Source organism: Nonomuraea sp. B5E05, from assembly GCF_039880665.1.
Lineage (GTDB): Bacteria > Actinomycetota > Actinomycetes > Streptosporangiales > Streptosporangiaceae > Nonomuraea.
The window spans coordinates 59,489-73,015 of the sequence record NZ_JBDPMJ010000002.1; the positions used below are offsets into that span (position 1 = coordinate 59,489).

The following is a 13,527-nucleotide window of genomic DNA, read 5'->3' on the forward strand; positions in this document are numbered from 1 at the left end:
GCCGTCGGGCGTCAAGGTCTCCATCGGCGTCGTCCACAGTCCGCTGACCGGGGGACCCGGCCGTGCGGGCTACGGGCGCGGCGGCCGTGGGGATCGTGTACGGATGCTCAGACGCTGCGGACGACCGAGACGACGATGCCCAGTACCACGGCATCGTCGCCGTCGATGATGTCGTAGGCGGGATTGCGTGGTTCGAGATGGACGTGGCCGTTGCGCCGGCGAAACACCTTGACGGTGGCCTCACCGTCGATCATCGCGGCGACGATCTGGCCCGAGTGCGCCTCGGGCTGTTGCCGTACGACGACGATGTCGCCGTCGCAGATCGCCGCGTCGATCATCGAGTCGCCCCGCACCCGGAGGGCGAACACGTCACCGCGTCCGGTGAGGTCGCGGGAGAGCAGCAGCGTGCCGTCCACGTGCTCGTCGGCCGGGATGGGAACGCCCGCGGCGATGTCTCCGACCACGGGCACGGTCACCGCGTCGCCGGCCGGTTCCGGCGACGCGGCTCGCAGGAACGGACGCACATCGATCGGCCGGGTCATCGACGTGCCCCTGCGGAGGAAACCCTTCTCCTCCAGGCTCCTGAGGTGTTTCGCCACCGACGAGGGCGACCGGAGCCCGACCGCACGGCCGATCTCGCGTGTGCTCGGTGGATAACCGTACCTGACCACCCAGTCCCGGATCGTGGCCAGGACGCGCTGCTGGCGCTGCGGCAGAACGGAGAAGTCGAGATATTCGAACGCGTCGGTATCGGCGTAGGTGGTCACCTGCGACATGTTAAAGGTGAGCCGCTGCTCCGGGTTGTACGGATCGAAGCGCCATGACCTTGACGGATGCTCTGGATGCGCGATTCCCCCTGACCGATTCCGCTGTCCGTGCGGGACATCGTGTCCTGAGGGGAAGGGCCGAGCCTGAGTGTCAAGGCTTTGGCGGGGGCTGCGATCCTCCTCCCGCCACTTTCACTTTATAGCAGATCCTGGCGCCTCATGAGACCTCAGAAAGTGCTCCATACTTGCCCACTGCGAACCACCCGACGAACGATGGAGCACGGAAAATTGGGCTACGTGATGGGCTTCGAGCATATCGATGCGACGAATATCGCAGAGGTCGGCGGGAAGGGGGCGCACCTCGGCGAGCTCTCGCGCATCGAGGGCGTCCGCGTGCCGGACGGCTTCTGCGTCACGACAGACGCCTTCGAGCGGGTCGTTGCCGAGGCCTCCTCGATTGACGCTCAGCTCGACCTGCTGGCGCGAGTGAACCCCGACGATCGCGAGGCGATCCGCACCCTGAGCGCCGACATCCGGCGCGTCGTCGAAGGCGTCGCGGTCCCGGATGATCTCGTGGCGGCGATCAGTGAGGCGCTTGCCCGGCTCGGGGAGCAGAGCGCCTACGCGGTGCGTTCCAGCGCGACGGCCGAGGACCTGCCCACCGCGTCCTTCGCGGGCCAGCAGGATTCCTACCTGAACGTCGTGGGTCTGGAGGCCGTCCTGCGGCACGTCCGAAGGTGCTGGGCCTCGCTGTTCACCGAGCGGGCGGTGACCTACCGGTGCCGTAACGGCTTCGACCACCGGAAGGTACGGATGGCGGTGGTCGTCCAGCGGATGGTGTTCCCTGACGCGGCCGGGATCCTCTTCACAGCGGATCCCGTGACCTCCAACCGGAAGGTCGCCACCGTGGAAGCCGGTTGGGGCCTCGGCGAGGCGCTGGTGTCCGGTCTGGTCGCCGGCGACGTCTACACGGTGCGCGAGGACCAGGTCGTCACCACAGAGGTCGCCACCAAGACGCGCTTCGTCCAGGCGTCGCCGGGAGGCGGCACGCGGGAGGCGCCGACCGATCCGCGGCGGCAGACGCAGCCGGCTCTGACGGAGGCACAGGTCGTGCGCCTGGTGCGGTTGGGCCGGCGCGTCGAAGAGCACTTCGGCCGGCCCCAGGACATCGAGTGGTGCCTGGCCGGCGACGACTTGCACATCGTCCAGAGCCGGCCGATCACCACCCTGTTCCCCCTTCCCCCGGCCGATGACCGGGAAAACCACCTCTATGTCTCCGTCGGTCACCAGCAGATGATGACCGACGCGATGAAGCCGCTCGGGCTCTCCCTGTGGCAGCTGACCACCCCACGGTCGATGCACGAGGCGGGCGGACGGTTGTTCGTCGACGTGGCCCCCCTCCTGGCGAGGCCCGCGGGTCGCACGAGCCTCATCGAGGCGCTGGGGAGGTCCGACCCGCTCATCCGGGACGCGTTGCAGAGCGTCGTCGACCGTGGCGACTTCCTGCGCTCGCTTCCGGACGATGATTCTGGCGCCGCGCCCGCCGTGGAGTCACCCGCACCGATCGAGGCCGATCCGGCCATCGTCACCCAGCTGATCCGCAACAATCAGGAATCCGTCGCCACCCTGCAGGGCAAGATCCAGGGTTTGTCCGGGCCGGCGCTGCTCGACTTCATCCTGGCCGACCTCGCGGAGCTGAAGCGGGTCCTGTTCGACCCGCGGAGCCACCAGGTGATCATGACGGGGTTCGAGGCGGCCTGGTGGCTCAACGACCGCCTGGAGGCGTGGCTGGGCGAGAAGAACGCGGCCGACACGCTCACGCAATCCGTCCCCCACAACGTCACGTCGGAGATGGGGCTGGCGCTCCTCGACGTCGCTGACACGATCCGGCCGCACGCGGACGTCGTGACGTTCCTGCACCGCGTCGTGGACGAAGGCCGCGAGGGTGACGGCTTCCTGCACGAGCTGCGCAGGCTGGCCGGCGGGCAGGAAGCACATGACGCCATCCGGGACTACCTCGACGAGTACGGCATGCGCTGCGCGGGCGAGATCGACATCACGAGGACGCGCTGGAGCGAGAATCCCGCCATGCTCGTGCGCACCATTCTCGGCAACATCAAGAACTTCGAGCCGGGCGCCGGCAAACGACGCTTCGAACAGGGACGCCAGGAGGCGCAGCGGAAAGAGCAGGAACTGCTGACAAGATTGCGCGCCCTGCCCCACGGGGAGCAGAAGGCGGAGGAGACCAAGCGGATGATCGACCGCGTCCGCACCTTCGCCGGCTACCGGGAATACCCCAAGTACGGCATGATCCGCCGCTATTTCGTCTACAAGCAGGCGTTGCTGCAAGAAGCCGATCGCCTCGTCGCGTCCGGCGTTCTGCGCGAGAAAGAGGACATCTTCTTCCTCAGGTTCCAGGAGTTGCAGGAAGTCGTGCGCACCAACGAGGTGGACGCCGAGCTCGTTCTGGAAAGGCGTGCGGCGTTCCGCTCGTACGAGCCGCTCACCCCGCCCCGGGTCTTCACGTCGGACGGCGAGGTCATCACGGGCCGGTACCGGAGCGAGGACGCCCCGCCTGGCGCGCTGGCCGGCCTTCCGGTCTCGGCCGGGACCGTCGAGGGCCGTGCCCGTGTCGTCATGGACATGGCGCGGGCCGACCTGGAGGAGGGTGACATCCTGGTCACCGCCTACACCGACCCGAGCTGGACCCCGCTGTTCGTCACCGTCGCCGGACTGGTGACGGAGGTGGGCGGCCTCATGACGCACGGGGCGGTGATCGCGCGGGAGTACGGCCTGCCGGCCGTGGTGGGTGTGGAGCAGGCCACCCGGCTGATCCGGGACGGGCAGCGGATCCGCGTTCACGGGACCGCGGGCTACGTCGAGATCCTCGACTGATCTACAATGTAAAGGCGCTCGCCGGTTCATCGTCCACCGCTCTCCAACAAGGCACGGGCTTCGCCCGTGCTCCAGCAAAGACCCACAACACCGACAGCCCGGCTTGACCTCGAACCCGCGGGCTGGTCCCGCTCTGGCCGCGGGAAATCGAGCGCAAGAGTGCCCGGCACGGCACCCGAGGCGTCAATGGCCAACGCCCAGCCTGAGCCGACTGCGGCGACCACCAGGCCACCCGCCGGGGCACCAACGATCATCGCGCTGTACGTGCCCGTCCTGGCCAGAACGTTGGCCTGGCGGAGCAGATCACTGAACCGGTCTGCGGCATGATCGCCGACGCCGCTTGGCGTACCGCGCAGCCGGCCGCTTGCCGAGTTACGTCAAGGGTGGCGAGAGTTCACCAGCCGCAGCTGGGTGATCGGGATCGGCCTGCAGTTCTTGATTCTCAACGCGGTGCTGTCGGGCGCCATCCAGGTGCTCGGGGAGGTCCCGCTTGGTGGTTCCTGAAAATAAATCGTAGACTTTCAAATCAGGAAGTTAGCTTCTAGGATCGGGAACCTGATGACCTCACGAGGCGGCCACACATGACTCCACTGAAAATCGGCTACCTGCTGCCGACCCGCGATCACGCCGTCCGCGGCGACCACGATCCGGACCAGCTGATCGACCAGGCACGTCGCGCCGAGGCGCTGGGTTTCGACTCCATCTGGGCGGGCGACAGCCCCGTGACCAGGCCACGCGCCGACCCGCTCCTGCTAATGGCGGCCGTGGCCGTCGCCACTCGACGCATCACGCTCGGCACCGCGGTGTTGCTGCCCGCGCTGCGCCATCCGATCCTGCTGGCGCACCAGCTCGCCACCTTGGACCGGCTCGCCGACGGGCGGCTGATCGTCGGCATGGGCGGCGGATTCCCCAACGCCGGTACCGAGGCCCAGTTCGCCGCGGTCGATGTCGCCTTCGCTCGCCGCATCAGCCGCCTGGAGGAGTCGATCGAGGCGATGCGGCGGCTGTGGACCGGGCAAGAGGTCTCCTTCGCCGGTCGGCACTTCGACTTCCACGACGTGAGGCTGGCTCCTGCGCCGACACGGCCGGCAGGCCCGCCGATCTGGCTGGCCGGAGGCGGCGAACCGGTGTTGCGGCGGGTGGCGCGCCTGGCCGACGGCTGGCTGCCGTATCCGCCCGCCGTGCAGAACTATGCACGCGATCTGGCCGTCATCCAGCAGTCGGCGGCCCGCACGCTCACCCCCGCGCTGTATGCGACGTTGTGCCTGGACGAGGACCCCGAGCGTGCGCGCAGGCGCCTGCGGACCAGCATCGAGCGCTACTACAACGCCCCGCTGGAGGTTGTCGAGACGATCCAGGCCATGTTCGCCGGTCCGGCGCATGAGGCCGCCGGCTGGCTCGACGCCTACACCGGCGCCGGCGCACAGCATGTGGTGATCCGCCTGGCCGCCGACGACCACCACGCTGGCCTGGAAGAGTTCGCCGGCCTCGTGATGCCCCTGATTCGCACGGAAGGACACCTGTGACCACCTTCGTTCTCGTCCACGGCGCCTGGCACGGCCCCTGGGCCTGGGACCGCCTGACCCCGTTCCTCCACCAGGCCGGAGCGCGAACCATCACCCCCGCCCTCACCTTGAACAGCGACATCGGCTTGCACGGGCACGTCCAGGAGCTCCTCGCCGCTCTCGACGGCGCAGCCGAAGAAGGCCTGGCAGATGATCTGGTGCTGGTCGGGCATAGTTATGCGGGCCTGGTCGTCCGGCAGGCGGCCGATCTGCGACCCTGGCTGGTGGATGACGTCATCCTGGTGGACGGCTGGGCCGGCGGCGATGGCGCCAGCATGTTCGGCCTGGCGCCCGAGGCCTTCGTCCATGCGATCCTGGCCGCCGCCCGCACCAGCGCAGGCAACCAGGTTCCCGCTCCAGCTCCGGCGATGTTCGGCGTCACCGACCCCGACGACGTGGCCTGGCTTGTCCCGCGTCTGCGACCCCAGTCGCTGCGTACCTTCACCGAGACGACCCGGCTGAGCGGAGCCGTCGACCGGATACCGGGCACCGGCATCTACTGCCGGCCGCAGACTTATGCCTTCGACCAGTTCGCCGCGGAGGTCGGCTACCGGGCCATCGCCTTGGACGGCCCACACGACGTGATGCTCACCCACCCGCAGGTTCTGGCCCGCCTCCTCTTGGAAGCCCACGCATGCCAGTTCAATAACGAGAAGCTTCGGAATTAGAATGCTGAAGTGGAACAGCGAACCTACAACCAGTACTGCGCGACCGCGCGCACCCTCGACCTCGTCGGTGAACGCTGGACCCTGCTACTCGTCCGTGAGCTGCTGACGGGCCCCAAGCGCTTCGGCGACCTGCAGCACAGCCTGCGCGGCCTGGGCACCGGGCTGCTGGCCGCACGGATGAAGCATCTGGAACGCGAAGGACTCATCCACAAGATCACCCTCCCGCCGCCGGCCCGCACGCCTGCCTATGCCCTCACGCAGGCCGGCGAGGAGCTCGGCCCCGCGGTGCTGGCTTTGGCTCGGTGGGGCCTGAAGTGGGCCATGGGCGAACCTCGTGAACGGGAGACCTTCCATCCCGGTTGGGCCGTGCTCGGCCTGAGAGCGTGCTTCGACGCCGAGGCGGCCATCGGCCTTCACGCACTGTACGAGTTCCGTGTCGAGGAGGAGGTCTTCCATGCCCGCGTCGAGGACGGCAGCATCGAAACGGTGCACGGGCCGGCCCAGCACCCTGATGTGACCCTCACGATCGGCGGAGAGGTCTTCCGTGACCTCGCCGCGGGCCGGTCATCCCTCGCCGAAGCGATCAACACCGGCGCCGCCTCCGCCTCCGGCGATCACCAGGCCCTGCGCCGGCTGCACCGGCTGTTCCGTCTCCCACGCCCACAAGCCCGGTCAGCAGCACAAGCCCCCGCGTCATGAACTAACGTCCTGCTCGCCCACGCCGACCGCAGCCGGGTTATGGCTCGGCCCGAACCAACGGCGATGTCCTGCCGGCCCTCCTGGTGGCGGCCGGCCGGGGGTGGGATCTCGGCTCGGTCGATCGCGCCCATGGCGGGGTCACGCGGCGGCCGTGCCCCGGCCGGCGGCGTCTGGTAGCGGCGGTAGAGGCTGCCGGCGCCGACGCCCGCGCGGGCAGCGATGGCGGCGACGGGCGTGTGCGCGCCGTCTTCTGCCAGAACGTCGCGGGCGGGCTGGAGCAATGCGCGGTCGTTGCGTTCTGCACGGTCTTTGCGCGTGGTCATCGTCACAGACTCTATCAGTTGCGGAGCGGATCGCTCCGCAGTAGCTTTACTAGCGGAGCGAATCGCTCCGCTAGTGGAGGAGAAGCACATGAACCCAGACATCGAGGCGATTGGGCAGGTCGTCCGCGACGCCGAGAGGCTGCAGAGCGACGTGGCCGGTTTCACCGGGCTGCTGACCGAGGAGGTGTCGCTGGTCAACTTCACCGGGATCCGGCTGCGCGGTCGCGACCAGGTCAAGGAGGCGATGGCCCGGGCGCTGAGCACACCGCTGAAGGACGTGTCGACCACGAACGAGCTGCTCGACGTCACGTTTCTGCGGCCGGATGTGGCGCTGGCCGGCCTGATCAAGCATGTCAACGACGGGCGGACGGGAGCGCTGACGTTCGTGCTGGTCAAGGAGAGCGGCAGCTGGCGGATCGCGCTGGCACAGACCACCCCGGTGGTGACGTCATGAGCAACCTGGCTCTGGTCATCGGTGGCACCGGCCGGCAGGGTGGCGCCACCGCACGCCACCTCCTGAAGCGCGGCCGGCAGGTCCGCGCGCTGGTGCGCGACATTCGAAGCCCAAGGCGAACCGCCTGACCGGCACCCCGTCACGTGATCAACGTTCTGACGGCGAGTTGCTCCTCGCCGGCGGGGCCGTCGAGGCGGATCGACAGTTCCCAGACGCCGCTCATCGAGAACAGCTCGCCCACGGCGACGAAGCGGCCGGGTTCTCGCTCGGTGGCGGGGATCTCGGGTGTGGAGTGTCCCATTTCGGTCATGACCGCCGACAGGGTCACGGTGTCGGCGTCGCCCTCGCTCACCTGGATCTCCACGGTGATCCGGCCGGGGGCCGGGTCCGCGATGAGGATGGTGGCGGCGTAGCGGGTGCCCGTGGTGGTCAGGTCGACCGGTCGGGCGGCCGTGCTCCTGCCCGCGACGAACAACGCCACCGCCGCTGCCGCGAGCGTGGCCGCGGCCCCGGCGTGCCACCTCTTCATCACGGGGTCTCCGATGCGGTCACGTTCACGGTGAAAGGTACGGTCACGATGCGGTCGGCGGTGGCGTACTGGATCCAGGCGAGGTAGCGGCCGGGTTCGGGGAAGCTGAAGGTGAAGCGCACCCGGGATCCGGGGGCGCCCATCTCGTGCACGTGGCCGAAGAAGTCGCCGTCCTGGTCGCGTATGAGCAGGTGGCCGGACATGCCGAGCCAGGGCCGTACGCCGGTGGGCGTGTGCAGTTCGACGGTCGCGGGACGGCCCGTGACGGGCGCGGCGGGGCGCAGCCGCGGCGTGGCGGAGGCGCCGGTCTCCCGGCTCGCGCCTGTCTTCTCCGAGGTGTCGGCGCTCGCTCCGACGGTGAAGCCGGCGGTGAGGAGTTGCCCGCCCGACTCCTCCCGTTCGAGCTCGGCGTGCGCCAGGTAGCGGCCGGGGCGGTCGGCGCTCAGCCTGACCTCCAGGCGCCCGGGCCTCGTGCGCAGGGGGTGCAGATGGCGGAAATACCGTCCGTCCTCGCTGGTGACGACCACATGGGCGAGCGCCTCGTGGTGCGCGGTGAGGTCGTCGACCGGCCGCCCGGTCGAGCCGTCGGTGAGGTCCATTCGCAGCGTGAACTCCTTCCCTGCCTCCGGCCGGGCGGGCACGGTCGTCACCCGGGCCTGCGCGTACGGCCGCCCCCGCGCGGTCGATGCCGGGGGAGCGGGGAGGGCCCCGTCGGGCGTCGGTGCGGGCAGCCGGGGTTCGAACACGATGACCATGGCGGCGACCGTCATCCCGGCCGCCGCGCCCGCGGCGAGGGCCATCGCCCTGCCCGGCCGGGCCGTCGCCCCGGTGAGCAGGCCGCCCACCAGGAGCACGGCGGCCACCAGCAGGCCGCCGTAGATGAGGAGTTCGCCTGCCGGTTCGCGTTCGACGAGGACGCGGAACGGGATCACGGAGCTCTCGTCCCCGGCGCTCAGCTTCAGCTCGTGCGGCCCGGTCCGCTCCACCTGGAGCTGGACGTAGCGCGGGTTCGCCGTCGCCTGGGTGGCGCCGGTCACCGTACGGCCGTCCTCGGCCGAGCGGATCTCGAGCGCTACGGGCAGGCCGGAGACCGGTTGGTAGGCGATGACGGCCATCCGCAGCGGTCCCGGCACCCGGGTCGTTCCTTTGATCACCACGGTGAGCTCGGCGCCGGCGATCGTCTGGGCGATCCGCAGGTCCGCCCCTGCCGTGACGGTGTGCGCCGCGGCGGGGGCGGCCGAGGCCAGTACGAGGACGGCGGCCAGGCACAGGGCTCGGATCATGCCCGGCCGGTGACGGCCTGGCCGGGCGGAAGCGGCCGGGCGGTGACCGCGTCGGGCAGGAACAGCGCCCCGAGCGCCAGCCCGATCAGCCCGGCGACGATGGGCGCGCCGGTCCACAGTTCGGGCACGCCGGGCAGGCCGCCCCCGGTGGCCGAGGCGATCCCGAGGTACAGCGACCAGGTAATGAAGGCGGACAGCCCGGCGAAGGCCCAGTAGGCGGCGCGCCGCTCACCTGACGGCCGCAGCCGGCGGATCAGCAGGTCGCCGGCGAACCCGGCGGCCACGAACGACAGCAGGATCGGCAGGTTGCGGAACGCCGTCTGGGCACCCGGCATGAGCGCCATGATCGTGTACATGACGGTCACCGAACCGAACGGCAGCAGCCAGCGGCGCGCCAGGAGCAGCACCGGGCTGAGCATGATGACGTTGGTGACGACCATCGAGGCGGCCACCCGATCGGCGCTCACGGCGACAGGTCGGGGGCCGGTGCCCGGTGGCGTGGCGGCCGGGTCCCCGGCCAGGGAGAACGCCTGGACGATCGCCTGGGGCCGGAACTGCAGGGCGTCGCCGTACGACAGGAACAGCGACACCAGCGTGGTGGCGAACGCGAGCCCCACGAGCGCGGGCAGCAGGCGCCCGAGCGGTGGCCGGGCGCCGACGTCGGGGGCTCTCCACGCCGAGCGCAGCGGTGTCGTGATGATGAGCGTCATCGTGACGACGAGGCCGAGGTGTGACGGGCTGAAGAAGATGTCGATGGTCGTCTCGATGCCGAGGAGGGTATGCCACAGCATGTCGGCGAGCCCGAAGGCGGCGAACGCGGGAATCGCCACCAGCCCGGCGAGGTAGCCGGTGGGGACTGCGGCGAGCCCTTGCCGGCCGGCGCGCACGTTGCGCCACACCTGCCAGATGATCCAGCCCGAGACCACGGTGAAGCCGGAGTAGAACACCGCGTGCCACGGGGTGAAGAACGTCTCCAGCTCGGTCAGGTTGCTGTGCGCCCAGGCGTCGATCATCAGCCCGATGCCGAACCAGATGCCGAGCAGCGCCGTCACCAGGTCCGTCCTGGGGGTCACCCATCCGCGGGGCTCCCTGGTGTCCGCCACGAATCGCCGGATGCCGGCGGCGTCAGATGCCACTTCGTGATTCCTTTCCGGGTTGCGCGGGCCTCGGCCCGTTGAGGACCGCTCTGACGAGCGGGTCGGATCACCCTGTTTCGGCGCTGAGGGCCTGCGCCACGGGCCGGCGCGCCGCCAGGCGTGCGGGCAGGGCGGTGAACGCCGCCGTCGCCAGGAGGGTCGCGAGTACGGCGCCGAACAGCCAGGACGAGGGAGGGTCCACCGCGTTCCTGGCGGCGAAGAGCGAGAGCAGGCCGGTGCCCAGCGGGACGCCGATGATGGCGCCGGGCAGGCCGGGCAGGAGCTGGGCGGCCGACAGCCCCGCGGAGATCTGCCCCGGGGTGGCGCCGAGCGTGCGGGCGACGGCCATGGTCGCCCGGGCTTCCATGGCGGTGGTCCAGGTGAACGTGATGGTGTTCACGACGGCCAGGGCGATCAGCAGGATGGTGACGGCGAGCATCAGCAGGCGGTCGTGCTCGCCCCGCAGGTTGGGCAGGACGGTGGAGCCGTCCAGGCCGTAGCCTCTCTCGGGCTGGGCGTGGAGGGTCAGCAGGGCGACGATCCCGATCACCGTGGTCGCGGTGGAGCACGCCTGCAGCACGGCGCGGCCCGGCCGGCGGGCGGTCAGCCGCAGCCCGAGCAGGAGCGGCGTGGGCAGCAGCGCCGACAGCGCGGTGAGCCGGGGCCGGTGACGGGGCTGGTGGGCGGTGGCGGTCAGCGCCGTGACGGTCGCCGTACGCAGGGCACGCAGTGTGGGGCGCAGCGTGGACAGGACGGCCACCGCCACGGCGAGGACGGTCGCCGTGGCCACGGTGGCGCCGCTCGGCCCGGCCGCCTCGCCGATCCGGCTGGCGGTGGGGCTGGCGATGACGGGCGCGGCCAGGCGGGCGATCAGCAGCCCCAGCGCGTCGCCGGCCAGCGCCAGCGCCAGGTATTCGGTGAGCAGGACGGCGGCGATCAGGCCCGGTGCGGCGCCGACGGCCTTGAGCAGCCCGGCCCGGCGCGTCTGCTCGACGGCGCGTCCCGCGGCGAGCGCGGCCACTCCGGTGATGGCCAGGAAGCTGAGCAGCCAGCTCCCGACGATGAGGATCGGCTGGCTGTTCTTGAGCAGGCCCATGTCCGCTGCGGCGGTGAACTGCCAGGAGTGGAAGTTGACGGGCATGGCGGGGTCGCGGTGGGCGTCGCGGAAGGCTTCGGTGGCGGCGGGGTCGCGCAGCCTGAGGTCTATGGCCGTGGTCACCGGGAGATCGCGGGACGACGCCAGCGTGCGGGCGTCGTCCCGGGTCATCCAGGCCAGGCCGCTGTAGTCGCTCCCGCCGCCGCCCGGGCCGATCTGCGCCGCCCCGGGGTAGATGGAGGTGGCCGCGGTCACGGCGATGCCGACGACGGGGTAGGACCGGCCGGCGATGGTGACGCGGTCGCCGACGCCGGCGCCCAGCGCGGTGGCGAAGCCGCGCTCGAGGACCGTGCCGCCGGAGCGTACCCAGTGACCCGAGGTCACCAGCGGCCGGTTGACCGGGCCGGGCTTGTCGGCGAAGCCGTGCACCACGACGCGGGACGGCGTGGCGTCGCGCGTGGTGAGGTCGGCGTAGACGATGCGGTAGGGGCCGTGGTGGGCGATCACGCCGGGAGCGCTCGCCAGCGAGGCCAGGGCCGAGGTCACGGCGGGGCCCGTGGCGCCGGAAAGTGCCACCACGTCCGGCCCGGCGGTGGCCGCGCGGGTCTGCTCGTACAGCGCGTCGCTCACGCCCCGCAGGGACAGGCCGAGGGCCATCGTGGCGGTGGCCACGGTCACCGCGAGCAGGAGCATCGCGGCCTGGGCCCGGTGCCTGCGCAGGTCGGCCAGCACCAGACGCAGGACGAGCACGAGGGAGCCCATGACGTTCAGCCCTCCAGCCCGATCAGCCCGCCGAGCCCGCGCGGGTGGGAGCCGGCCAGCCGGGTGTCGTCGACGAACATCCCGTCGCGCATCGAGACCAGCCGGTCCGCCGTGGCCGCCACCCGCTCGTCATGCGTGACGATCAGGAAGGTCTGCCCGGCGGAACGCAGCTCCTGGAAGATCCTCAGCACGTCGAGGGTCGCGGCGGTGTCGAGGTTGCCGGTCGGCTCGTCGGCCAGGACGACCAGCGGGTCGTTGACCAGGGCGCGGGCGACGGCGATCCGCTGGCGTTGCCCGCCCGACAGCTGCGAGGGCAGGTGCCGGGAGCGCGCGGCGAGCCCGACCCGTTCGAGCAGCAGGCCGGCGCGCCGCCTGGCCTGGCGGCGCGAGCGTCCGGCCAGCAGCGCGGGCAGTTCCACGTTCTCGGCCGCCGACAGCTCCTCCACCAGGTGGAAGGCCTGGAAGATGAAGCCCACCGACCGGCGGCGCATGCGCGCCAGTGCTCGTTCGCTCAGCGTGTCGATGCGCCGCCCGGCCACCCACACCTCCCCGTCGGTCGGCCGTTCCAGGCCGCCCAGCAGGTGCAGCAGCGTGGATTTCCCGCAGCCGCTGGGCCCCATCACCGCCAGAGTCTGTCCCTGAGGCACCTCCAGGTCGACCTCGTCCACCGCGCGGACCCGGCTCTGCCCCTGACCATGCGTCTTCACCAGGCCGCAGGCCCGGACCGCGGCACTCGACACGTTCATCCACCCTCGACTTCGTCATCGACCTTGGACCAGGCCCGCTCACAGGCGTCCAGCCAGCGCAGGTCGGCCTGCAGCCGCAGCACGACCCCTTCCAGCAGCAGGCCGGCGCCCGACCCCGCCGGCTCGGCCAGCGCCGCCTGCTGCGCCTCACGCAGCCGGCGCAGCAACTCGCGGCGCTGCGCCGCCACCAGCTCCACCGGGTCGGCCAGCCGGGCCGTTGCGGCGGCGGCGAGCTTGAGATGGAACTCCGCCAGGTCCGGTTTCGGCCAGCCCACCTCGGCCAGCCAGGCGGCCACCCGCTGCTGCCCGGCCGGCGTCAGCGCGTAGACCTTGCGTTCCGGCCGCTCGGGCAGGCCGTCCGCCCGCTCGCAGACCACGAGCCCCGCTCGCTCCAGCCGGTTCAGCGTCACGTAGATCTGGCCGCGGTTCATCGACTCGCCCAGCGGGCCAAGACTGCGCCGCAGCCGAGCGTGCAGGTGGTATCCGTGCGACGGCTCCTTGGCGAGCATCGCCAGCACTGCGTCCTGCATGTCACCTCCCTAACGGTTGGCTAATAGATAGCGGTTATCCATAGGAGGTGTCAAAACGCTGCGTCCGGCTGGGC

Annotated in this window: 14 protein-coding genes; 6 read left to right on the forward strand and 8 right to left on the reverse strand. The window is 70.8% G+C overall.

The genetic code is table 11. The features are described from left to right. Positions 1 to 107 precede the first annotated feature (107 nt). The gene (gene lexA, locus ABGB01_RS03695; protein WP_347770278.1) at positions 108 to 776 is read right to left on the reverse strand and encodes a transcriptional repressor LexA; all 669 of its coding nucleotides are present in this window, start codon (positions 774 to 776) and stop codon (positions 108 to 110) included. A 291-nt stretch (positions 777 to 1,067) separates the two neighbouring features. On the opposite strand from lexA, the gene rph reads away from it, so the two are divergent. From rph to ABGB01_RS03715, 4 genes are all read left to right on the forward strand, one after another. After that, on the forward strand, positions 1,068 to 3,662 hold the full coding sequence (rph, locus tag ABGB01_RS03700) for a rifamycin-inactivating phosphotransferase (RefSeq protein WP_347770280.1): 2,595 nt from the start codon (positions 1,068 to 1,070) through the stop codon (positions 3,660 to 3,662). Between the two features lie 581 nt (positions 3,663 to 4,243). After that, positions 4,244 to 5,188, forward strand: a complete 945-nt coding sequence (locus tag ABGB01_RS03705; protein WP_347770282.1) for an LLM class flavin-dependent oxidoreductase — start codon at positions 4,244 to 4,246, stop codon at positions 5,186 to 5,188. Further along, positions 5,185 to 5,895, forward strand: coding sequence for an alpha/beta hydrolase (locus ABGB01_RS03710; protein WP_347770284.1), 711 nt, complete (start codon positions 5,185 to 5,187; stop codon positions 5,893 to 5,895). Before ABGB01_RS03705 ends, ABGB01_RS03710 begins: the two co-directional genes overlap by 4 nt. 9 nt (positions 5,896 to 5,904) lie before the next feature. Next, entirely contained in the window at positions 5,905 to 6,594 is a 690-nt protein-coding gene (locus tag ABGB01_RS03715; RefSeq protein WP_347770286.1) for a winged helix-turn-helix transcriptional regulator, read from the forward strand. Here the strand turns inward: ABGB01_RS03715 and ABGB01_RS03720 are convergent. Then, on the reverse strand, positions 6,510 to 7,019 hold the full coding sequence (locus tag ABGB01_RS03720) for a TetR family transcriptional regulator (protein WP_347770288.1): 510 nt from the start codon (positions 7,017 to 7,019) through the stop codon (positions 6,510 to 6,512). The two genes, ABGB01_RS03715 and ABGB01_RS03720, sit on opposite strands and share 85 nt — an antisense overlap. Here ABGB01_RS03720 and ABGB01_RS03725 point away from each other — a divergent pair. Next, positions 7,006 to 7,371 carry an SgcJ/EcaC family oxidoreductase gene (locus ABGB01_RS03725; protein ID WP_347770290.1) on the forward strand — a complete coding sequence of 122 codons (366 nt, stop codon included), beginning with the start codon at positions 7,006 to 7,008 and terminating at the stop codon, positions 7,369 to 7,371. The genes ABGB01_RS03720 and ABGB01_RS03725 overlap by 14 nt on opposite strands. Next, complete coding sequence (locus tag ABGB01_RS03730; protein WP_347770292.1) at positions 7,368 to 7,499, forward strand: NmrA family NAD(P)-binding protein; 132 nt, start codon at positions 7,368 to 7,370, stop codon at positions 7,497 to 7,499. The genes ABGB01_RS03725 and ABGB01_RS03730 overlap by 4 nt, the downstream gene beginning before the upstream one ends. Positions 7,500 to 7,510: 11 nt before the next feature. Here ABGB01_RS03730 and ABGB01_RS03735 read toward each other — a convergent pair whose 3' ends face one another. The 6 genes from ABGB01_RS03735 to ABGB01_RS03760 all read right to left on the reverse strand — a co-directional run bounded on the left by ABGB01_RS03735 (position 7,511) and on the right by ABGB01_RS03760 (position 13,453). Continuing rightward, positions 7,511 to 7,900: a hypothetical protein gene (locus tag ABGB01_RS03735; RefSeq protein ID WP_347770294.1), complete on the reverse strand. Its 390-nt coding sequence runs from the start codon at positions 7,898 to 7,900 to the stop codon at positions 7,511 to 7,513. Next, entirely contained in the window at positions 7,900 to 9,183 is a 1,284-nt protein-coding gene (locus ABGB01_RS03740; RefSeq protein WP_347770296.1) for a hypothetical protein, read from the reverse strand. The genes ABGB01_RS03735 and ABGB01_RS03740 overlap by 1 nt, the downstream gene beginning before the upstream one ends. Next, a complete protein-coding gene (locus ABGB01_RS03745) occupies positions 9,180 to 10,319 on the reverse strand; it encodes a hypothetical protein (protein WP_347770298.1) in 1,140 nt (379 codons plus the stop codon). The genes ABGB01_RS03740 and ABGB01_RS03745 overlap by 4 nt, the downstream gene beginning before the upstream one ends. A gap of 67 nt (positions 10,320 to 10,386) precedes the next feature. Next, a complete protein-coding gene (locus tag ABGB01_RS03750; protein ID WP_347770300.1) occupies positions 10,387 to 12,177 on the reverse strand; it encodes an FtsX-like permease family protein in 1,791 nt (596 codons plus the stop codon). Positions 12,178 to 12,182: 5 nt separating this feature from the next. Then, positions 12,183 to 12,923: an ABC transporter ATP-binding protein gene (locus ABGB01_RS03755; RefSeq protein WP_347770302.1), complete on the reverse strand. Its 741-nt coding sequence runs from the start codon at positions 12,921 to 12,923 to the stop codon at positions 12,183 to 12,185. Then, the gene (locus tag ABGB01_RS03760; protein ID WP_347770304.1) at positions 12,920 to 13,453 is read right to left on the reverse strand and encodes a PadR family transcriptional regulator; all 534 of its coding nucleotides are present in this window, start codon (positions 13,451 to 13,453) and stop codon (positions 12,920 to 12,922) included. The genes ABGB01_RS03755 and ABGB01_RS03760 overlap by 4 nt, the downstream gene beginning before the upstream one ends. Positions 13,454 to 13,527: the final 74 nt, after the last annotated feature.

What these genes read in the sequence shown, in the direction of transcription:
- lexA (WP_347770278.1), bottom strand. Translation starts at nt 776, where the DNA reads ATGTCGCAGGTGACCACCTACGCCGATACCGACGCGTTCGAATATCTC.
- rph (WP_347770280.1), top strand. Translation starts at nt 1,068, where the DNA reads ATGGGCTTCGAGCATATCGATGCGACGAATATCGCAGAGGTCGGCGGG.
- ABGB01_RS03705 (WP_347770282.1), top strand. Translation starts at nt 4,244, where the DNA reads ATGACTCCACTGAAAATCGGCTACCTGCTGCCGACCCGCGATCACGCC.
- ABGB01_RS03725 (WP_347770290.1), top strand. Translation starts at nt 7,006, where the DNA reads ATGAACCCAGACATCGAGGCGATTGGGCAGGTCGTCCGCGACGCCGAG.
- ABGB01_RS03720 (WP_347770288.1), bottom strand. Translation starts at nt 7,019, where the DNA reads ATGTCTGGGTTCATGTGCTTCTCCTCCACTAGCGGAGCGATTCGCTCC.
- ABGB01_RS03730 (WP_347770292.1), top strand. Translation starts at nt 7,368, where the DNA reads ATGAGCAACCTGGCTCTGGTCATCGGTGGCACCGGCCGGCAGGGTGGC.
- ABGB01_RS03735 (WP_347770294.1), bottom strand. Translation starts at nt 7,900, where the DNA reads ATGAAGAGGTGGCACGCCGGGGCCGCGGCCACGCTCGCGGCAGCGGCG.
- ABGB01_RS03740 (WP_347770296.1), bottom strand. Translation starts at nt 9,183, where the DNA reads ATGATCCGAGCCCTGTGCCTGGCCGCCGTCCTCGTACTGGCCTCGGCC.
- ABGB01_RS03750 (WP_347770300.1), bottom strand. Translation starts at nt 12,177, where the DNA reads ATGGGCTCCCTCGTGCTCGTCCTGCGTCTGGTGCTGGCCGACCTGCGC.
- ABGB01_RS03755 (WP_347770302.1), bottom strand. Translation starts at nt 12,923, where the DNA reads ATGAACGTGTCGAGTGCCGCGGTCCGGGCCTGCGGCCTGGTGAAGACG.
- ABGB01_RS03760 (WP_347770304.1), bottom strand. Translation starts at nt 13,453, where the DNA reads ATGCAGGACGCAGTGCTGGCGATGCTCGCCAAGGAGCCGTCGCACGGA.